Raw genomic sequence first — 20,882 nt, 5'->3', positions numbered from 1 at the left:
TTAGGGACTTATCGGACAGCCCCGCCTCTTAAAAAAAGGTTATTAAAATTGATTATTTATCTGCCAATATTTCCGTAATGGAGTCAATTGGTGTTTTTACTGCGTTGCGGGCACGCTTAACAGCCTCTTCATCTGGTGCATCGTAGAAGCAAAGGCATTTTGTCATATCTTCACAAACATAAGTTCTCGAAAATGTTACTTCAGGAACTTCTTGATAATGTACAGAGTTTTTCTTCTTTCTCTCCAAATATTGTTCCATTGTCAAATCTTCTGGTAAATTCCATTCAACCAAATAATTGACAACTTCATTATTTTTCTTTACATCTTCGAGTTCTTTTCCAACAAGACGAACTTGTTTTACTAGATGAATAGGTATCTGAATATCTTTTAACGTTTCAGTGGCAGCTTTTTGATTTTCTGCTTCAACAATAAAGAATGCGCGTGAGAAATCCTTTGATACTTGAAGTTCAATTAATGATGCCTGATTTTCGTTTAATTTTCCTTGAAGCTCTGAAACTTTTTGATCTAATTCCTCTTTTGCTGATACAATACCATTTAAGGATGATTCAATTAAGTATAGCGCCATATTTTTATCCCCCACTTTTTTATTATCATAAAGTCATTTTAATATACTTAGTTCAAAAAATCAACTTAATCACTTTTAAATTATTTTATGTTAAAATGGATTGTAACAAATGGAGGAGATTAGTTTATGAAAATAAGATATGATATCCCTTGCAACATCGCGCAATCACTTAATATCATTGGAGATCGTTGGACACTGTTAATTATTCATGAAATTTTAAACGGAAATGCACTTTTTAATGAAATTAAAAAAGCTTTACCGGGAATTTCTTCCAATTTGCTTTCGGAACGTCTCAGATATTTAGAAGAAGAAGGCCTCGTTCAATCAGAGCTTTATTCACAGCATCCACCTCGATACCGCTATGTATTAACACAAAGCGGAAAAGATTTAGAGCATGTTTTCAATGCACTAATTATTTGGGGAAGCAAACATTTAAAAAAATGTTATAAAAAACTGATTGACCCGGCTACAGGTGATGAGGTGGACATTGCCTATTATTCCAAAAAAAACAGGCGAACTTGCCCAAAATGTTGAAGTTATTTCTATTGAAAGTGAGCTTCAAAATATTAAATAAAAATGCTGTCAGGTCCTCTAAGACTAGTTTAAGGATAGGCGTGCTGGAAGCTCCGGCAATTGCCTTTCAGGAGGAGTTTTCCACGCGTCTAGCCTCTTAGATACCAATTTTCACATAAATTCATTTCCCTTTGTCTAACGAATACGAAGTCCATATTATAAATCCCCTATTCCAGGTTATCATCATTCCGTTGTTCTCCTTTTTCAACACCTTCCGTAAAATCCAGTATGCTTGATCACCTACCTATTCTTAAAGCATCACTTTAAAAATCCCGCTTACAGCTTTAAATGTTTTCCTGCCTCCGGCTTCAAAAATGCCATCCGCAAACGTCCATCATAATAAAAATCTATAAAAACGCAATGACTAAGCTTATCCTCATTGAACTCCCATCACTTCTTCTACAAAACGTCCAGATACATCGGTGCAAACCGCTCACAATCAAAATAACACGATTCATTCTCAAAAATTAAACTCATTGACACTAAAAAATATTTTCTATATATAGTTGAAAAAACTAACAAAGTATAATAAAATGATCTACAAATATTAAAACTCACTATTCTTATAAGAATTATTTTGTTAATGAATTAACCGAAGATTAATGAAAATCCGACGACTAAGAGGCGGTGTAATGAATGGATTCTCAGCAGTCTACAATTATTAAAGTTGAAAATTTGAGCAAGAGCTTCACAAATAAAAATAAAAAAATACACGTTCTAGACAAGATTTCACTAGAAATAAAGCAAGGTGAAATCATCTCCATATTAGGAGAAAGCGGCTGCGGGAAAAGCACTTTTTTAAATATTATCGGCGGCTTTGAAAAGGCGGATAGCGGTCAAGTTTTGCTTGATGGGAATGTGGTGAATCAGCCGAATCGGAAATGCATAATGCTGTTTCAAGACTATGGACTGCTCCCATGGCGAACAGTGCTTAAAAATGTAGAATTGGGGCTGGAAGGTCTCAAGCTTCATCCTGCAGAACGAAAGGAAAGAGCGTTACATTACTTGGCCTTGGTTGGTCTAAAAGGAAAAGAAGATTTGTTTCCTCATGAACTTTCTGGAGGAATGCAGCAAAGAGCAGGAATTGCCAGAGCACTTGCACTGAAGCCAGAATTAATTTTAATGGATGAACCGTTTGCAGCTTTGGACACGTTTAATCGTTATTATTTGCAGGATGAACTGCTTCGCATCCAGCAAAAGGAAAAAACAACTATTATTTTAGTTACCCACGATATTGATGAAGCAATCTATTTATCAGACCGGATTCTCATTATGCATCCAAATCCCGGTCATATTCACAGGGAGATCAAGATCGCTCTCTCGAAGCCTCGAGACCGAAGCCATTCTGATTTTCAGTATTATCGAAAAATCATTTTTGAAGAATTCCACTTTAACCATCCTAATGTAACAACGGAGTATTATATCTAATTTTTCAAAGCAAGCTCACATTGTATATAAAAAAATAAAAATAGGAAAAGGGGAAATTAGATGAAAAGGATTATTCAATCTGGACTGATTCTATTAGTTATATCAGTATTGTTATTGACAATGGCTGCTTGTGGGGCAAACGGAAGCGATAATACTTCCGAAAGCGGCAAAGATGGAAAAAGAACAATCAAGATCGGGTATTTGCCGATTACTCATGCAGTACCTCTGTTTATCGAGAAGGAATTAGAAAAATATGAAAAATTCAATCTGGAACTCGTGAAATTTGGTTCGTGGCCTGAGCTTGTAGACGCCTTAAACACAGGCAATATTGACGGAGCTTCCATGCTAGTTACTTTGGCTATGAAGGCAAAAGAACAAGGCATTGATTTAAAAGCTGTCGCATTAGGACATCGAGATGGGAACGTACTTGTCGTAGCAAATGATATTAATAGTGTTAAAGACTTAAAGGGGAAAAATTTTGCTATTCCACACAAATTCTCCACTCACAATATTTTGCTTTATCAAATGTTAAAACAAAACGGATTAAAGTACGATGATGTAAAGGCTGTCGAGATGCCTCCAGCAGAAATGCCGGCAGCTTTATCTGAGGGCAGAATTGCTGGATATGTCGTTGCAGAACCTTTTGGTGCAGCTTCCGTATCGATCGGAAAGGGCAAGGTACTATTTCAAGATAATGAAATTTGGCAGAATTCCATTGACTGTGCACTAGTACTGCGCGGTGAATTTATCGAAAAGGAAAAAGAGATTGCTCAGGATTTTGTTAATTATTACTTAAAAGCTGGTGAGGTAGCAGAGCACAAGGATGAGCAAACAATTGAAATGTCCTCCAAATATATGAAAGCGGACAAAGAAGTAATGGATTTATCTTTTAAATGGATTGCTTATGACGATTTAATCATTCATGAAAAAGACTATAAAGAATTAACGAAAAACTTGATTGAGATGGGCTTACAAAAAAATCCGCCATCTTATGAAGAATTTGTAGATCATTCGCTAATAGACAATGCAAAGCTTCCATAAGGGGGATTCCTATTCCTCTCACTCATTTTGAGCAAACCGAAAGATGGACGCGAATTTATGGTTAAGCAGGTACTAGGCATGTTGAACAACAGAAGCCCTAATGATGGAAGGATACTGGAATGACAGTTCCGCATGGTTGATGATGCATAAATTCACCAATTAATTTGAGAAAAAAGAGAAGTGATAGGATGATTAAATATAAGAATTTCATAAATGTCATCATTGGTTTTGCTATCTTGATTACCTTGTGGCAGTTAATTATTTTCATTGGAAAATATGATTCAGCACTTTTCCCTTCACCCATTCAAGTATGGGATGGAATACTTTCGCTTATTAAAGATGGTACACTGTTCGAACATTTCCAAGTGAGTATCATGCGATTTTTGGCTGGATATCTTTCTGCCGTTGTATTAGCGATCATTTTAGGACTTATTTTTGGCAGAATTCCACTATTATGGGGAGTGATTGACCCAATTATCCAAGTATTGCGGCCTGTTTCGCCAATCGCATGGTCGCCGTTTATTGTACTTTGGTTTGGGATTGGCAATATGCCGGCAATAGTAATTATTTTTATTGCTGCCTTCTTTCCTGTTTTGCTATCGACAGTATCTGCTGTAAAGAACGTTGATAAAACTTATTTGAAAGTGGCGCAAAATTTCGAGATTAAAAAATTCGAGCTATTGCGCAAAATCATTTTTCCTGCCACATTCCCTTATATTGCGAACGGGCTTCATATAGCTGTAGGTACAGCTTGGATTTTTCTTGTAGCAGGAGAGATGGTTGGAACGCAGTCAGGACTTGGTTATTTAGTTGTCGACGCCAGAAATTCCATGAGGCTTGATTTAGTCATGGCTGCTATACTATTTATCGGCGTATCCGGGCTGCTTCTCGATAAAGCGGTCGGACTTATTGAAAACTGGATTAATCGTATTTGGGGAAGAGCATAATCGCTGTGCAAGGCAAACTTTCCTGTTTCAAGGGATATCTCAGCCCTACAAGTTGAAAGTGCTTTTCCAACTAATCATCTAATTGCCTATATTAATTTTTCAGAGGATAGTATGTTCATGATAAGAGCATACATCCTCTTTTTTATACACATCTTTCTTATTTGGAACCAGTCTCTCCAGCGACTTTAGAAAACGGCAAAAATAATTCGGCTATTAAAAATAATCTTTCATGCAAAATCATGCTAGATGTAAATCTTTTGTAAAGCAAAATTTACAATGAATTAGCTTTCGCACAATATTTGCTTAATATTTGTTTTTTATATTTCTTTTAAAAGCTTTTGATCCTCTGCCCCCATCCAAAGAGCAAGCATATTCTGCCCAACAAGATGTTTCGCGCAATCCAAAATATAACAAACGTTTGCCAATCGAATTGCTTTTATAACAAAATACTTTGTTAAATCTTGAGAGCAGATTCGGAATTTTAAAAGAAAGGAAATTTAGCTGTGGCAAAAAGCAATGCAGGAACAATTTTGTTGGAAAGATTAAAAAAACATAAAATGGTAGCAGCTATTAAAGAACCGAAATATATTGAGAAAGCGATCAAGAATAAAGAACATTTAAGTGCTGTCTTACTAATGACAGGAACCATTTTAACGGTAAAAAGATATGTTGATTTCATCCAGTCTGAAGGGCTCCCCGTCATATTGCATGTTGAAAAAATAGGCGGTCTGGAAATGGATGGCGATGGAATTGACTTTGTAAAAAAGAATGTCCAGCCAACGGCGATCGTTACAACGAGGAACGGCATAATAAAAAAGGCAAAATCAAGCGGTTTATTTGTTATTCAGCGAATCTTTTTAATTGACACGGAAGTTTATCATAATTTAGTGAAGGATGCGGATCAAATCCGCTCAGATATAATAGAAATTATGCCGTGCCGTGCGCCGGATTTTTTAAAGAAATTCACAAAGGTTTCGCAAGTTCCCGTTATAACAGGAGGGCTGTTGACTTTGCCTGAACATGCGAAGGAAGCGATAAATAATGGCGCACTCGCTGTAACGACGTCCAACTCAAAATTGTGGGAAATAAATTTAAATAAATTTTAAAAGAGAATTTACATATGATTTATACTAGATTAACAATTCTCATCTATATTATAAGTAACAAGTGAATAATTACTGGTGCAAATAGAGAGACCTCAAATTTAATGTATATGGAATAGATATATACATTATATTTGGAGTCTCTTTTTTTGTTATGCAAGCAATTGGAGGTGATTTCGACATCATTTAATAGATTTGTCAGGTCGGGAGATAAAAAGCATTTACACCTAAAATATTAATGCAAACGATCTGCCAACCTGTCATTGGCATAACGATGAAAAATAGCTTTATCTGAAATTGAAGACAGCTTGTAGAAGCCGCTTGCTCGAACACGGACGGTGATAGCCAGTCAAAGGCAACACGATTTGTTAACTGATTCATGTAAAGAATTTTCTAAATAGACGAAATGTCACGACATTTTGAAGATCCTTTCATTAATTACGGTCAAACAATTTGGTGAGGAGGAATATAATGAAATCATTTGTAAAATTGATTTGCGCATTTACATTAGTATTTATGTTAGCAGCTTGTAACAACACGAGCAAGCAGGCAGCCAATGACTCTCCTTCTAAATCAGAGGACGGCAACAAAAAAACGGTTATCGAATACTGGCACGTAAATGCTGAAACTCAAGGCGGAAAAACAGTAGAAGAGTTAGTGAAGGAATTTAATGCACAAAGTGATACTGTAGAAGTCGTAGCCAAATACAACCCGGACATGTATAAAGGGTTGATGCAAAATTTACAGGCTGAAGTAGCTGCGGGCAATTCACCAGCAGTTGTACAAGTAGGATGGGCATTTTTAGACTACTTCTCAAATAATTTTCATTATGTGCCGCCGCAAGAAATAATAGATAAATATTTTCCAGAAGATAAAACATTTTTAAAAGATCATTTCTTAAAAAATGTTTTGGATTTAGCGAAAAATTCGGATGGTGAACAAGTCGGGATTCCATATTCGTTAAGCAATCCAGTCCTCTATATTAATCGAGACCTTTTACGAAAAGCTGGACTAGATGAAAATGGGCCAAAAACGTGGGAAGAGGTAAGAGAATTTTCCAAAATAATAAAAGAGAAAACAGGAAAATATGGGTTTTATTTGCAGGAGCCGGCAGATAACTGGGCTACACAAGCTTTATTAGAAAGCAACGGAGCCAAAATGATTACGGACGGAAAAGCAACATTTGCTTCAAAAGAAGGAATTGAAGCGTATCAACTATGGGCTGATATGGTGTTAAAAGATAAAACAGCCTTGCATTTGCCTTGGGATCAAGGTGTACAAAGCTTTATCGATGGCAATGTCGCCATGGTCTATACAACGATTGCCCAACGTTCGCATATCCAAGCGAATGCCAAATTTGACGTAGCGGCAATCAAATCGCCAGCATGGGAAGGAAAAGAAGTAAGACTGCCGGCAGGTGGCGCAATGCTGGCTATTACAGCAAAAGATGAAGACCAGCAAAAAGCAGCATGGGAATTCATGAAATTTCTTTATAGCGTTGAATCAATGGCCAAATGGACAGAAGGAACAGGTTATGTGCCTCCACGTAAAGATGTTGCAGAAGCAGAAAATGGACTTAAATCATTTTTAGAAGAAAATGAAATGATGAAGCCTGCCATAGAACAAATGGACAAGATTGTTCCTTGGGCATCATTCCCTGGAGACGCCGGTTTACAGGCAGAGCAATTATTAATAGATGTACGCGACGAAATTCTTACAGGAAAAGTATCAGTAGAAGAAGGTTTAAAATCAACGGAAAAATCCATCAATGAATTGTTAAAGTAAAAGGAAATGTCTACAAAGGGTGACTAACATTTATAACAATTTTTCAAAAAAACTTCCTTTAGTCACCCTCCTTTTAACTTTTATTTTCGGTATCAGTACGGAGGGTAATAAAAATATGAGTGATGGGACGGTTTTAAAAAATAAAGAGAGTTGGAAAGCGTATTGCTTATTGATTCCAACGTTAATTATATTTTCGATATTCATGTTCTGGCCATTTTTATACACAATTTATTTAAGCTTTTTTGACTGGAACATGATTACTCCGACAAAAGAATTTGTAGGATTGAAAAACTACATTGATGTTTTATCTGATCGAAATACATATAAAATTTTGGGAAATACATTTATATATATTGCTTTCTTATTAGTTATAAACTGTATCATACCGTATCTTTTTGCTTTCGTTTTAGATTTAATTTTAATACGATTTAATGGTTTTTATAAAAGCGCCTTGTTTCTGCCGGCATTCATCTCATTGGTCGTCGGTTCGATATTGTTTACGTGGATTTTAAATCCAGTTTCCGGACCTGTTGCCATTATTTTAGGATGGTTCGGTATTGAAATGCCGATTTGGAGCAAATTAGACGGCTGGGTCATATTGGTTTTAAGTTTGATTACATCTTGGAAAGTATTTGGCTATAACTTTATCGTCCTTTATGCTTCTATCAACGGTATTTCACGCGAAATAATAGAAGCAGCCCGTTTGGATAATGTTCCTTTATGGAAAATATTCTTTCATATTGTCTTGCCTATGAGCAGCGCTACTGGCATTTATGTGTTTATTATTACAATCGTCCAAGGACTGCAGTATGTATTCACGCCTATAAAAGTGATAACACAAGGCGGTCCAAATTACGCCAGCTCCAATGCGATCTATCACGCCTATCACGAAGCCTTCGTACTTTACAGAACAGGACATTCTGCAGCTTTATCAATTATGACGATGTTAATCTTTTTCATATTATTAGCTCTTGAATTTAAGTTTGTTGAAAGAGGTATCTATTATGAAAATTAAACGATCTGTTGCGATACCTTGGCACATTATTTTTATCATCACAATCATTATTCTATTATATCCGATCGTTTTTGCATTAGGTTCATCGTTTAAAACGTTGGAAGATGCCTACAACAATGTTTTGAACATAGTTCCGTTAAATCCGACATTCGAAAACTATATCACATTCTTTAATAGTTTACCTGCTTTCAAAATTACGATGAATACGTTCATTATTGCCTCTGTTGCAACAATTTTCAAACTGATTACTTCATTTTTAGCAGCGTATGCTTTCGTATTTTTGCAGTTTAAAGGGAAAAACATTTTATATTTTATGTTAATTAGTACAATTTTTATCCCTTTTACCGTAACAATGATTCCAAACTATTTGATCATATCGGGTATCGGTTTAGTCAACAGCGTTTGGGGTGTTATTTTGCCGCAGCTTGCCAATGCGCTTGGTATCTTTTTAATGAGGCAGTCGATGAAAACAATCCCCATCTCGTTAATTGAAGCAGCCAAATTAGATCATATTGGACACGCCCGGATTATGAAAGATATCGTTCTCCCATTAGTTAGGCCGGCTGTCACATCAACAGGTATCTGGTTTTTCATTACTACCTGGAACGAATACGTATGGCCGGTGCTCATTTTAAAAAGCAAGGAAAATTATACATTGCCTCTTGCTTTACAGATGTACATCAGCTCAGAAGGCGGCACGAATTTTACTGTCGCCATGGCCGTATCAGTCATCACAATGATAATACCTTTAACTTTATATTTAATTTTCCAGAAGTATATTATAGGAACATTTACTTCTTCTGGAATTAAATAACGGAGGATGGCACAATGAAGGAAATAAGATTTGAAAACGTTTGGAAATCCTATGGAAAAACACATGTTGTAAAAGGTCTCAATCTTACCATTCATCCTGGAGAACGTTTAGTTCTTCTAGGTCCGTCCGGATGCGGCAAATCGACAACTTTACGCATGATTGCAGGCCTTGAAGAAATTACTTCGGGCGACTTATATTTGAATGGCGTAAAGGCGAATGACATTCCAAGCGGAAAAAGAAATGTAGCGATGGTATTTCAAAATTATGCATTATATCCTCATATGAATGTCGTTGAAAATATTACGTACGGTTTAAAAGTTCAGAAGGTTCATAAAGACGAAATTCAAAAAAGATTAAATGCTGTGTTAGAAATGCTCCAGCTGAAAGGATATGAAAACAGATTGCCGAAAGATTTATCCGGCGGTCAAAGGCAGCGTGTCGCTTTAGCAAGAGCTGTTGTAAAAAAATCTGATTTCTTTCTGCTTGATGAACCATTATCAAATTTAGATGCGCAGCTAAGAGTATCTGCGCGCAAGGAACTAGTGAAAATCCATGAAATGTATAAGCAAACTATCGTTTATGTTACACATGATCAAATTGAAGCAATGACTATAGGGGATCGTATTGCGTTAATGAATCAAGGGCAATTACAAATGGTAGATACGCCGGAAAATGTATATAACCGCCCTGCAAACATCTTTACGGCAAAATTTATCGGCTCGCCTCCAACGAATATTGTCGATATGGATTATTATGATGGTAAGGTTGTGATCGGGAAACAATCATTTTTATTGCATCCGATGTGGATCCGACAAATAAATGAATGCAATGCCAAAACGTTTGTTTTTGGAATTCGTCCTGAACATCTAGAAATTTATAAAACTCCCCAAGAAAACACAATAAAAGGCACAGTGAAATACGTGGAAAACCAAGGAAGCAGCTACAGTATTTATATAAATTTAGAAGGTCATGAAGTGATTGCGATGAGTGAAAAAAAGAATTGGCATCCGGGGGAAATGGTCTATCTAAAACCAAAAATGGATCGTATTCATATTTTTGATCAAGAATCCACACAATCAATAGGCTATCCGCAAGAGCTGGATCTGAATGAAAGCAGTCCGATGAATCACAAAATCAATGTGGAAACATATCTTTCATGAGGTGGTTGTTTATGAAAAGAAAAATCTGTTATTCTGATTTGCCGCTTATATCAAAAGATCCTTTAAAAAATGTCCATGACTTAATTGAATATGGAGCTGATAAAGTTGAACTATTAATGGATGGCGAAAAATGGGATGACATGGAAAAATCATTCAAAAAATTGTCTTCCAAACTAAAAGAATTGCCCATCGGCTACACCATTCATCCGCCAGCATGGGATATTAACTTAACAAGTGAAAATAAAGCGATTCGGGAAGCTTCATTTTTTGAATACAAAAAAGCGATTGAGTTTGCCGGCATGATTCAGGCTTCGCATGTTGTGATCCATCCTGGGTTCTGTTTTTCTCCGGTTTTTGACAAACGTTTAGCAAAGCAGCGAGCTGAAGATTATATCCATCAATTATGTGAATTTGCTAAACCTTTGAACGTCAAGCTGGCAATCGAAAACGTCGGATACAACGGCAGTTCGATTTTTACGCAAGATGAGTTTATAAGCTTTTTAGAAAATATTCATGACACGGCAGGATATTTACTTGATATTGGCCACGCAAATTTAAACGGTTGGGATATTCCGCAAATAATGAAACAGACAAAGGATCGACTGATTGCCCTCCATGTTCATGATAATAACGGAACAGGAGACGATCACTTGCCAATCGGTGAAGGAACCGTCCCATGGCAAGAAATCTTTAAAACGATTCATGAACAATCAATCGATTGTCAGCTCATCCTAGAATATGCCCCCGGAACACCGTTAGAAAAGTTACGCGAAGGCAAAGAAATTCTACTAAAAGAACTTTCAACAGAATAAAGGTGGAGTATTGTATTGTTACACATTGACGATTTTGATGCATATTGTTTTGATTTAGATGGAACTATATATATTGGCAATAAACTTTTGCCCGGTGTAAAAGAAACGATCGACCGATTAAGGCGCCATAACAAAAAAATTCTTTTTATCACAAATACATCGACACAAACAAGAGAAGAATGCAGAAAGCGGCTTCATCATTTAGGAATTCAAGCGAAACTGGACGAAATCATAACAGCTTCTTATTTGTCAGCTGTATATTTTTTAGAGAAATCTCCGGACTCTTTAGTCTATATTGTAGGCGAAAAAGCGATTTCGGAAGAATTCCACAAATTTTCACTAAAAATGACCGACAATCCTATGGACGCGACCCACGTACTTGTCGGGCTTGATCGCTGCTTCACTTACGAAAAACTCAATTTGGCAATGAACGCGGTTCGTAATGGAGCCAAATTAATTGCAGCCAATCCGGATTCGCTTTGTCCAGTTCCTGAAGGGTATATTTCAGATACACTGGCAATAGCGAAAGCAATAGAAGCTGCATCAGGACGGCCGATCGATCAGGTGATCGGGAAGCCTTCCTCTTTTTACGGCAAAAAAATTCTTGAAAAATTAAACATAAACAGCAACAGGTGCTTAATCATTGGCGATCGTTTAGAAACCGATATTTTGCTTGGAAAAACAAATAATTGCCGCACATGCCTTGTATTAACTGGAGCCTCTAGAAAAGAAGATATTGAAAAAAACAAAATTTACCCGAATTATATTGCACAAAATTTACAGTATTTGTTTTTCATGAAATAAATCGATGCTTTCATACATACTGATTTTTAGGTAAAAAGTTCAAACCCAGGTGGACGTGATTCATCCTCGAAGCTGTCACGCTCCACCTGTTTTTTATACACACAATCAGCCATTAAATTTTTTGACGACAACATCATTGAAAATACTCATCCAAAGCGACAATCATCGCCCCCATCCGCTCCAGTTCTGGAGCCACGATGCGCTGCACCCCATATTCCTTCAATTCTCCAGCAGTTACTTTGCCGACGGCTGCTGCCAAAACATTTTGTTGAAATGCCTCTATAAGGTCGGATGTTGCTCCTTTTTTTTCAGCCAATTTAAAAAGCACTCTTACTTGCGGGGCAGCTGTAAACGCAACAGCATTCAGCTTATTCTCGATTATTTCATCCAGCAGCTGCTCAACGGTCTCAGGATTAGGTACAATGGAGCGGTATGGCAAAATTTCATGCAAAATCGCTCCGTGCTTTTCAAACCATTCTGAAAGCTTTGGCACCGGTTCTCCATGCAATTGTAAAAAAACATGCTTGTCTTTAAAAGAAAATCCTTCAATAGCCCGAAGCAGCCCGTCATTCGTTCCGTCATCATCGGCAGCATCCGGCTGAATGCCGATTTGTTTAAGAGCCGCTTTCGTTTTATAGCCGCGGGCAGCTATTTTTGCTTCTTTTAAAACGTTTATTAATGAATCCAAAATGCCGATCTTTTCTGCCGCTTCCAACAGAGCGTTCGTCCCTATTCCTGTCGTAAACACAGCCCAGTCAGTCCCTTTTTCAACAATGCTTCGAAGATCAGCCTCCAAATCCGAAGGAGAGCATTTTATTGTTTCTTGAATAGCTCGAATAACAGGCTCCCCTCCTTTTTTACGAATTAACGTGGAAATTTCCTCGCTCTTTCGAGAGCCTGTGATAGCGATCCGTTTCCCATGTAAATTTCCCATGCCTTTCTTCCCCCTTTTTCTCTATCATACTATAAATACTCCGTTCATCCTTTATTTTCAAATGAAAAAGTTTGAGTCAAGTATTTGTGGGCAACTTTTTTATGGAAGTAGCGTTAGAGCCGTTATGGAATTTCAATGCTTTTGTATGTTAGCGGTAGACGGGATTATAGGAAAAGCACACCTGGCTTTCTGTCTTAATAAGTGCCGGTGTTGTTTTTGGCTAACTTTATCTGCAAAAAGGATCACCATTTTCTATGTTCATCTATTATTCTATTTACCAGAAATATTTTACTAATTTACCAAATTTAAGTTGAAAAAAGTTGAGTTTAATATATAATGAAAATGAAAAGGAATTTTTTCCTAATACTTTATTAACAGAGGAGGAGAATTCTTAATAAAGGGAAAATTGGAAAAGTATTGAGTACAGTCTTGTCCTTATGCATGTTATCGGTAATTTTGCCAGCTGTATCTCATGCAAATTCTACTTCTTCTGAGGACATAGTCCAACAACAGTTAGAAACTTTTGAAAGAGTGGAGAAAGAGATCGAATCTGACCCAGAACTAGTTCAACCTGATAAAAATTCATCATCTTATAATTTTAAAGCTAATAATTTTCAAGCGTTAGCAGCACCATCATATCCAAAAAGAAAAGGAGTTATATTAGTAACTAAAGATGGAAAATTTGGTTCTCTAGTAGGTCATGCAGGAATCATATACTCACAAACAAAAACAGTTGAATCTTTCCCAGAAAAAGGAGTAAAAACTTGGAATAAAAAATATAAAACTGTTTATGCGGTAACGACAAAGGGAACAACTGTCGCTCAAGATGCAAAAGCTGCAGACAGAGCGTATTCACACAAAGGAAAACCTTATAATTGGGAATTTACGAATATCAACACTACAAAAAAATTTTATTGTTCGCAATTAGTATATGAAGCATATAAGTATTCTACAGGTTTAAACTTAAATCATGGCGGAGGAATCGTATTTCCAATTGATTTAGTTAACTCTTCTCACACGTATATCATTTATACTAAAGGAGTTTAACAAATGAACCTTTTTAATACGATAACAAACAGATACAAAATGATCTTTATCTGTTTGTTATCCTCCATGATCTTTTTACAAGGATGCTTCTCAACGGAAACAAAAAACATCGAAGATTACAAATATGCAGTGATTTATACAGATATGTTTGAGAAAGCAGTTATACACCTGTACAATGAAAAAGGAAAGTTTCTTTCAAAACATAAAACGAAATACAGAGGAATGCCTCTTGGAGCTTTTATGGAAAGACCTATTCATATGAATAATAAAGTATATTACGCTAATCCACAATCTAAATACAACACCAATGAATTTATATTAGAGTTAAATAAAAGTAATTTGCAGATTAAAGAAATTCCTAACGAAGAAAAAATTGCTCCCACAGTTTGGACTGTTGATAAGGAGTTTGCTTATATGTCTGAAGGAGATCTTACTTCCTCTAAGCTTGCCAAAACAAATATAGCAACAGGAAAACAGGTCGCATCCACTAAGCTCAAGGGGGAGGCGAACTATATGATTGAACATTCAGACAAATTATATGTATTAACCTTTATACACTCCAATCCAGATGATATTTACGGTATTATCAATGTAATCAATAAAAAAGATTTATCTTTAATTGAAACAATAAAAATAGACGATATGATGTATTCATCAGATATGGAGCTCGTTGACAACGATCTTTTCCTAGTAAAAACATCAGATGGAAAAGACAATCAGTCAAATGAATTAATAAAAATAAACTTGATGAACAAGAAAATTGAAAAGATTACCCTTCCGTTCAAATCCTTGAGTGATATGCATGTACACAAAGATCATATCTTTATCACACAAGGAGATATACAACGAGAACCCACGGAAAAGAAAATTGCGAAACTTCATTTAAATTCTTCTAAAATTGATGTATTTACTACAGAAATTGAAAACTATGTATCATATATTCATGAAGATCAATTTATTACATCAGACGGCACAAAGATACAAATTTATAATCTTGATAACTTCAAAAAAGAAAAAGAATTTAAGTTAAAAGGAGATGAGAGTCTATTCACTTCATTTTTCATCAATGATTAAAAGCCAATACTATGTAGAAAAGTATTGGCTTTTTGTAATGCCTTCTCACGGTGTCTAACTTGCGAGTTTCATAATCAAATGTTGACCTTGTCTATGACTTTCGGCATATGGATGTGTTTCTTGCGTCTGTTTCTTTTATCGAAAAGGTTAAGACGTTCATACTAATCAATTCGACATGTCGGTCATATATAATGCTCCCATAAGGTGAGACACATGAGCGTGATAAATAAGTTATAATGATACCATGAAAAAAAGAAACCGATATACCGCAGAATTTAAAGCTAAGGTGGTTCTTGAGGTGTTGCGTGAAGAGCAAACCGTCAATGAAATAGCCGCCAAATATGAATTAAGCCCAGTCATGGTCAGTCGTTGGAAAGCAGAATTTCTAGAACGATCCTCGATGGTCTTTGAAAAAGGCTCAAGCGAAGTGGATAAAATCCGTAAAGAATATGAGGCCAAACAAGAAAATTTAGAGAAATTGGTAGGTCAGTTAACGGTTGAAGTTGACTGGCTGAAAAAAAAATCTGGGCTCAAATAAGTCTGTTGACGAACGAAAGGCTATGGTCGAATTCAATCACCCATCGATCAGCATCAAGCGTCAGGCACAGTTATTAGGTATTCATCGTACTAGCGTGTATCGCCAATCAAAGGGGCAAACAGAAAGCTCAGAAAACATCATGCTCATGCACGAAATGGATATGCTTTATACAGCTCATCCCTACTTTGGCTACAGGCGCATGACTGCGAAACTTCGTGAGAAAGGATTTGATGTGAATCATAAACGCGTACGCCGTCTCATGCGCCTTATGGGTATACAAGCTATTTACCCAAAACCCAACCTTAGTAAGAGGCTACATGCCAAGTACTGCCGGCCTTACCTGCTCCGTGGATGGGAGATCACCCGTCCGAACCATGTATGGGGAGTGGATATCACCTACCTTCGTATGGGACGGGGCTTTATGTACCTGTTTACCATCATCGACTGGTTCAGCCGCAAAGTGATCGATTACGAGTTATCTAGTACGCTGGAGAAAGGATTTGTCATCGACTGTCTGAAGCGGGCATTGCGTCATGGTAAGCCGGCCATCATCAATAGTGACCAGGGCAGCCATTTTACAAACGCTGACTATCTCGGGCTGTTGAAAGAGTATGGCATCCAGGTATCAATGGATGGCAAAGGACGAGCAACAGACAATAGTCGTACGGAACGATTCTTTAGAGCTTTAAAGTATGAATGTATCTATCTCAATGAATTCGAGAATCCTAAAGAGTTGCGAAAAGGCATTCGACGCTATGTTACGTTCTATAATACAGACCGACCTCACCAATCCTTGGACTATTTGACGCCAGCAACAGTGTACAAGCAACCTAAGATGGCTCAAGCATCCTAACCATCGAACGTGATGAGAGGCTTTATATGGAGAGACGGGCATGATAGGCTGTTTTAGCCATGCGATGTTATCTGTCCATCGCTCCAGCGCAAAAAATCGTGCCCGTAGAGGCTCCATGTCAAGCCTTTATCGCACACGCACCACATTCATAGCGAAAGGAGAGAATGGATAACTTAAATATTATCAATTTGTGTCTTGACAAAGGGGTGCATTACAATACCTCTCTGGGTAAGGATGCAGTCTTTCCTTCCACCTGTCTGCTTCATTTACTCTGTACCATCTTCGACAGAAAGGACTTTGTTTCATCCAATGGCAACTAGCCTCATATGAAGTTCGTGTTTCGAGAGACACCTTAAGTTTGCTGCCCGCTTCCTTCAGATTCCACATCACCACGGACACCCTTGCGTTAAGCTAACTGCTACTTTTGCCTTCGCAGCTCTGGACTTTCTCCCTAGAGATTACACCCATGCCCGGGTGCATATGAAAAAAGAGAGCTGTTTTCAGCTCCCTTTTGAAAAATTATTGGATCGCATTATCCACTTCTTTCACCATTTCAGCAACCGAAATCAATCCGCCGCCGGATAAATACCAGTAGTTAGGATCTAAGTACACAATATTGCCGTTTTTGTAGGCATTTGTCTTTTTCACTAATTCATTTTCTACTGTTTGTTTTGCAGATGATTGGCCGCCTACAACAGCACCGCGGTCTACCACAAATAAGTAATCAGGATTTTTTTCAACAATATATTCAAATGAAATGCTTTGTCCGTGTGTAGAAACCTCAATGTTTTCATCTACAGCTTTAATTCCAAATTCATCATGGATGAGTCCAAATCTAGATTTCGGTCCATATGCGCTGACTTTCCCTTCATTGGCTAAAATAACTAATGCATTTTTTCCAGACGCTTCTGCTTTTTCTTTTAGCTTTTTAATCGATTCATCGATTGCTGCCAGTTCTTTTTCAGCTTCCTCTTCTTTACCGAAAATTTCTCCAAGTGTTTTCACATTTTCATGGAATGACTCTAAATATTTCGTTGTATCAACACCCATAAAGATGGTTGGTGCAATTTTCTCAAACTCTTCATAAACCTCTGATTGTCTTCCGGAAATAATGATCAAATCAGGCTCAATCGAACTGATTTTTTCAAAATCCGGTTCTTTTAAACCGCCGACATTTTCATATTTATCGTCACTGTATTTGTCTTTTAAATAGGATGGAAGGTTATCCTTCGGTACACCTGCCACTTCAACGCCAAGCTTATCCAATGTGTCAAGAGCACCAAAATCAAAAACGACGACTTTTTCTGGATTTTTCTTCACTTTTGTTTCGCCAAGCTGATGCTTAATCGTCAGTTCTTCTGACTCCTGTTTCGTGTCATTTTTTTCACCTTCGCCGCTAGTTGACCCGTTCGAGCCGCAAGCTGCAACAACAAAAACCATCAAAGAAGCAATGAGAAAAACTAAAAACTTTTTCATAAAAATTACCCCCTGTATATTTTTTTAATGATGTCGGCAATTCTTTAAACATCTCTCAATTGAATAAGAAAATCATTATCATTTCGAATTCTTTGTAAGGAAGAGCTGACAGCTCTTCCTTCTGCTGAGATGTTTATCAAAATGCCTCCATCCATACTACCCTTCTTAAGAAAAGTACACACATATTTTGCAATTGTTTATTTGCTGAATGTTTATATCCATATCATATACGTCTTTTAAGACAGAATGATCTATGACTTGATCAGTTGGCCCGACGTGTACGAGCTCTCCATCTTTCATTGCAACTACATAATCGGCATACACCGATGCAAAATTGATATCGTGCAGTACAATGACAATTGTTTTTCCAAGTTCATCGACAAGTTTTCTTAACATTTTCATAATTTGCACAGAGTGCTTCATATCTAAATTGTTCAATGGCTCATCAAGCAAAATATATTCGGTATCCTGCGCGATCACCATAGCGATAAAAGCCCGCTGCTTTTGGCCTCCGCTCAACTGATCAAGAAATTTATGTTCGATCTCTTCAAGCCCCATGTAACGGATCGCTTCATCCACATGCCTTTGATCTTCTTTTGTTAATCTTCCGCTTGAATACGGAAATCTGCCGAAAGAGACAAGTTCCCTGACTGTTAAGCGAAGATTAATGTGGTTTGATTGCTTTAAGATCGAAATTTTTTTCGCCAAATCGTTGCTTTTGCATGCGCCAATTTCTTTTCCGTCAATCAATATTTCTCCTTCATCTTTTTTTATTAATCGGCTGATCATTGATAGCAGTGTGCTTTTTCCAGCTCCGTTTGGGCCGATGAAGGCTGTGATTTTTTGTTTCGGAATTTTCAGCGAGACACCTTTTACTACAAATTTGTTTCCGTACTGTTTTGAAACATTTTTTACTTCTACCATGATCGATTCTCCTTTAATAGAAGATAAATAAAATAAACCCCTCCAACAAAATTAATGACAACACTTAACGTAGTTGAAAATGTAAACACTCTTTCGACCAATAGCTGACCGCCAACCAACGCAATGATGGAAAAAAGAACGGTCCCGATCGTTAAAACACTATGTTTATATGTGTTTAAAAAATTCCCTTGCCACGTTAATCACGAGAAGACCCAAAAACGTCATCGGACCGGTTAAAGCTGTCGAAATCGAAACGAAAACAGCCACAATGATTAAAAGCCTTTTGACAACATGATCGTAATCAATGCCGAGATTAATCGCATGCTCCCTTCCAAGTGCCAGCACATCTAAATATTTGGCATATTTCAGTGAATAAAGACCCGCCAGCAGCATAACGGCAATCGACAAGTACAGCAAATCCGTATTCACGTTATTGATGCTGGCAAACATTCTGTCCTGTACAATTAGAAATTCGTTAGGATCTATCAGCACTTGCATAAAAGAAGTCAAGCTGTTAAATAATGTTCCGAATATCAGTCCAATTAGAAGAAGAAAATAAATGTCTTGACCCTCGCCTCGAAGAAGGAATTTGTAAAAGATCAGTGCAAACAGCATCATAAAGAACAAGGAAAGCGCAAAGTTAATATTTTTATCGATCATCGCAACATGTGTTGAACCAAATAAAAAGACAAGCATGGTTTGCAAAAGCATATATAAAGAATCTAAACCTAAAATGCTCGGAGTTAAAATTCTGTTGTTTGTAATCGTTTGAAATACTAACGTTGAAAAACCGATTGCTACACTTGTAATAATAACCGCCAGCATCTTCACCGAACGGCGCGGCAATGCATAATCCCAATTTTTGCCGAGGTCGATGAACAAAAAGGTGATAATTAAAAGGACTGCGACCACTAGAAGAGATGTTATTTTCGCTCTATAACCCATATGCTTTTCTCCTCATAAGTAAGTAAACAAAAATGGCACTGCCGATGACACCGACGGTTAAGCTGATCGAGATTTCGTACGGATATATAATGATTCGCCCTAAAATATCGCAAAACATAACGAAAACAGCACCGAGCAAAGCGGTATGAATCAAATTCTTTTTCAAATGGTCTCCATTGTATATGGCGACAATATTCGGAACGACAAGACCTAGAAACGGAATGGTTCCAACCGTCAATACAACAGATGAAGTGATCAAAGCTACGATAACAAGTCCGATATTGACAACTTGTTTATAATTCAAGCCTAAATTTTTCGAAAATTCCTCTCCCATTCCAGCGACAGTGAATTGATTCGCATACAAGTATGCAATTAATACAAAAGGAATGCTGACGTACAATAATTCATATTGACCTTTTAAAATTAACGAAAAATCTCCTTCCAGCCATGAGGAAACATTTTGAATCAAATTATTTTTGTATGCAAAAAAAGTAGTGATAGATCCAATGATGTTGCCGAACATCAGCCCGACTAGAGGAACAAAAATAGTATCTTTATATTTAATTTTTTCTAATATTTTCATAAAGATAAATGTTCCTAAAAGTGCAAAAGCAAAAGCGACAATCATTTTTTGAATCGGACTAGCGTCTGCAAAAACCATGATCGCAACTAAAATCCCCAATCTGGCGGAATCCATTGTTCCTGCCGTAGTTGGGGAAACGAACTTGTTTCTGCTCAGCTGCTGCATAATAAGACCGGCAATGCTTATACTCGTTCCTGCAATAATAATGCTAATAACGCGCGGAATTCTGCTGATGATCAAAATTTGTATTTGTTCATCTGTCAAATTGAATATATCAGTTGGTTTAATATCGTTTACTCCGATAAAAATCGATGCAATTGAAAGGATAATGAGAGCAATGATCAAATATCGTTTTTTCATTTTTTAACTCTTTCCGTAATAAATTAATAATGAGATTCGTTATCAATTATAATAAGAATAAGACTCATTTTCAATAAATT

General features: G+C 36.9%; 19 protein-coding genes and 1 pseudogene. 14 read left to right on the top strand and 6 right to left on the bottom strand.

What is annotated here, in order from left to right; genetic code table 11:
* Window positions 1-52: 52 nt before the first annotated feature.
* A complete protein-coding gene (locus ACVIJU_RS04535; RefSeq protein WP_063386785.1) occupies window positions 53-586 on the bottom strand; it encodes a DUF4242 domain-containing protein in 534 nt (177 codons plus the stop codon).
* Window positions 587-712: 126 nt separating this feature from the next.
* On the opposite strand from ACVIJU_RS04535, the gene ACVIJU_RS04530 reads away from it, so the two are divergent.
* The 11 genes from ACVIJU_RS04530 (at window position 713) to ACVIJU_RS04480 (ending at window position 12,068) form a co-directional block, all read left to right on the top strand.
* Window positions 713-1,120: a winged helix-turn-helix transcriptional regulator gene (locus ACVIJU_RS04530; RefSeq protein WP_456687320.1), complete on the top strand. Its 408-nt coding sequence runs from the start codon at window positions 713-715 to the stop codon at window positions 1,118-1,120.
* Between the two features lie 675 nt (window positions 1,121-1,795).
* Window positions 1,796-2,587, top strand: coding sequence for an ABC transporter ATP-binding protein (locus tag ACVIJU_RS04525; RefSeq protein ID WP_063386787.1), 792 nt, complete (start codon window positions 1,796-1,798; stop codon window positions 2,585-2,587).
* Between the two features lie 60 nt (window positions 2,588-2,647).
* Window positions 2,648-3,628 (top strand): ABC transporter substrate-binding protein, encoded by a 981-nt coding sequence (locus ACVIJU_RS04520; RefSeq protein ID WP_063386788.1) that lies wholly within the window; start codon window positions 2,648-2,650, stop codon window positions 3,626-3,628.
* A 188-nt stretch (window positions 3,629-3,816) separates the two neighbouring features.
* Window positions 3,817-4,575 (top strand): ABC transporter permease, encoded by a 759-nt coding sequence (locus ACVIJU_RS04515; RefSeq protein ID WP_063386789.1) that lies wholly within the window; start codon window positions 3,817-3,819, stop codon window positions 4,573-4,575.
* Between the two features lie 503 nt (window positions 4,576-5,078).
* Entirely contained in the window at window positions 5,079-5,681 is a 603-nt protein-coding gene (locus ACVIJU_RS04510) for a glycerol-3-phosphate responsive antiterminator (RefSeq protein WP_456687319.1), read from the top strand.
* 468 nt (window positions 5,682-6,149) lie between these two features.
* Window positions 6,150-7,463: an ABC transporter substrate-binding protein gene (locus ACVIJU_RS04505; RefSeq protein WP_066247712.1), complete on the top strand. Its 1,314-nt coding sequence runs from the start codon at window positions 6,150-6,152 to the stop codon at window positions 7,461-7,463.
* A gap of 115 nt (window positions 7,464-7,578) precedes the next feature.
* Window positions 7,579-8,478 (top strand): carbohydrate ABC transporter permease, encoded by a 900-nt coding sequence (locus ACVIJU_RS04500; RefSeq protein WP_456687318.1) that lies wholly within the window; start codon window positions 7,579-7,581, stop codon window positions 8,476-8,478.
* The gene (locus ACVIJU_RS04495) at window positions 8,468-9,292 is read left to right on the top strand and encodes a carbohydrate ABC transporter permease (RefSeq protein WP_003252244.1); all 825 of its coding nucleotides are present in this window, start codon (window positions 8,468-8,470) and stop codon (window positions 9,290-9,292) included. Before ACVIJU_RS04500 ends, ACVIJU_RS04495 begins: the two co-directional genes overlap by 11 nt.
* Before the next feature lie 14 nt (window positions 9,293-9,306).
* Window positions 9,307-10,452 carry an ABC transporter ATP-binding protein gene (locus ACVIJU_RS04490; protein WP_456687317.1) on the top strand — a complete coding sequence of 382 codons (1,146 nt, stop codon included), beginning with the start codon at window positions 9,307-9,309 and terminating at the stop codon, window positions 10,450-10,452.
* An 11-nt stretch (window positions 10,453-10,463) separates the two neighbouring features.
* Entirely contained in the window at window positions 10,464-11,264 is an 801-nt protein-coding gene (locus tag ACVIJU_RS04485; protein WP_456687316.1) for a sugar phosphate isomerase/epimerase family protein, read from the top strand.
* A 15-nt stretch (window positions 11,265-11,279) separates the two neighbouring features.
* Window positions 11,280-12,068 (top strand): HAD-IIA family hydrolase, encoded by a 789-nt coding sequence (locus ACVIJU_RS04480; RefSeq protein ID WP_063386794.1) that lies wholly within the window; start codon window positions 11,280-11,282, stop codon window positions 12,066-12,068.
* 133 nt (window positions 12,069-12,201) lie between these two features.
* Here the strand turns inward: ACVIJU_RS04480 and ACVIJU_RS04475 are convergent, their stop codons facing one another.
* The gene (locus ACVIJU_RS04475; RefSeq protein WP_063386795.1) at window positions 12,202-13,002 is read right to left on the bottom strand and encodes a uroporphyrinogen-III synthase; all 801 of its coding nucleotides are present in this window, start codon (window positions 13,000-13,002) and stop codon (window positions 12,202-12,204) included.
* Between the two features lie 417 nt (window positions 13,003-13,419).
* On the opposite strand from ACVIJU_RS04475, the gene ACVIJU_RS04470 reads away from it, so the two are divergent.
* The 3 genes from ACVIJU_RS04470 (at window position 13,420) to ACVIJU_RS04460 (ending at window position 16,514) form a co-directional block, all read left to right on the top strand.
* Entirely contained in the window at window positions 13,420-14,049 is a 630-nt protein-coding gene (locus ACVIJU_RS04470; protein ID WP_456687315.1) for a YiiX/YebB-like N1pC/P60 family cysteine hydrolase, read from the top strand.
* Window positions 14,050-14,193: 144 nt separating this feature from the next.
* Window positions 14,194-15,123, top strand: a complete 930-nt coding sequence (locus ACVIJU_RS04465) for a hypothetical protein (protein WP_456687314.1) — start codon at window positions 14,194-14,196, stop codon at window positions 15,121-15,123.
* Between the two features lie 244 nt (window positions 15,124-15,367).
* Window positions 15,368-16,514, top strand: a protein-coding gene (locus ACVIJU_RS04460) for an IS3 family transposase (RefSeq protein WP_445206650.1) whose coding sequence is annotated in 2 segments (ribosomal slippage) — window positions 15,368-15,639 and window positions 15,638-16,514 — 1,149 coding nt in all. Because the reading frame shifts where the segments join, the coding sequence is not laid out codon by codon here.
* Between the two features lie 519 nt (window positions 16,515-17,033).
* On the opposite strand, the gene ACVIJU_RS04455 is transcribed toward ACVIJU_RS04460, so the two are convergent.
* The 4 genes and pseudogenes from ACVIJU_RS04455 to ACVIJU_RS04440 form a co-directional block, all read right to left on the bottom strand.
* A complete protein-coding gene (locus ACVIJU_RS04455) occupies window positions 17,034-17,990 on the bottom strand; it encodes a siderophore ABC transporter substrate-binding protein (protein WP_327863076.1) in 957 nt (318 codons plus the stop codon).
* Window positions 17,991-18,155: 165 nt separating this feature from the next.
* Window positions 18,156-18,914, bottom strand: coding sequence for an iron ABC transporter ATP-binding protein (locus ACVIJU_RS04450; RefSeq protein WP_094244445.1), 759 nt, complete (start codon window positions 18,912-18,914; stop codon window positions 18,156-18,158).
* A pseudogene (locus ACVIJU_RS04445) lies at window positions 18,908-19,859 on the bottom strand (iron chelate uptake ABC transporter family permease subunit). Before ACVIJU_RS04445 ends, ACVIJU_RS04450 begins: the two are co-directional and overlap by 7 nt.
* Entirely contained in the window at window positions 19,849-20,802 is a 954-nt protein-coding gene (locus ACVIJU_RS04440; protein WP_063386800.1) for an ABC transporter permease, read from the bottom strand. The pseudogene ACVIJU_RS04445 and the gene ACVIJU_RS04440 overlap by 11 nt, the downstream one beginning before the upstream one ends.
* Window positions 20,803-20,882: the final 80 nt, after the last annotated feature.

It is taken from the genome of Aeribacillus sp. SP014, assembly GCF_054055575.1.
The sequence above is the reverse complement of the archived record's forward strand: the minus strand, read 5'-3'. Positions and strand labels throughout refer to the sequence as shown.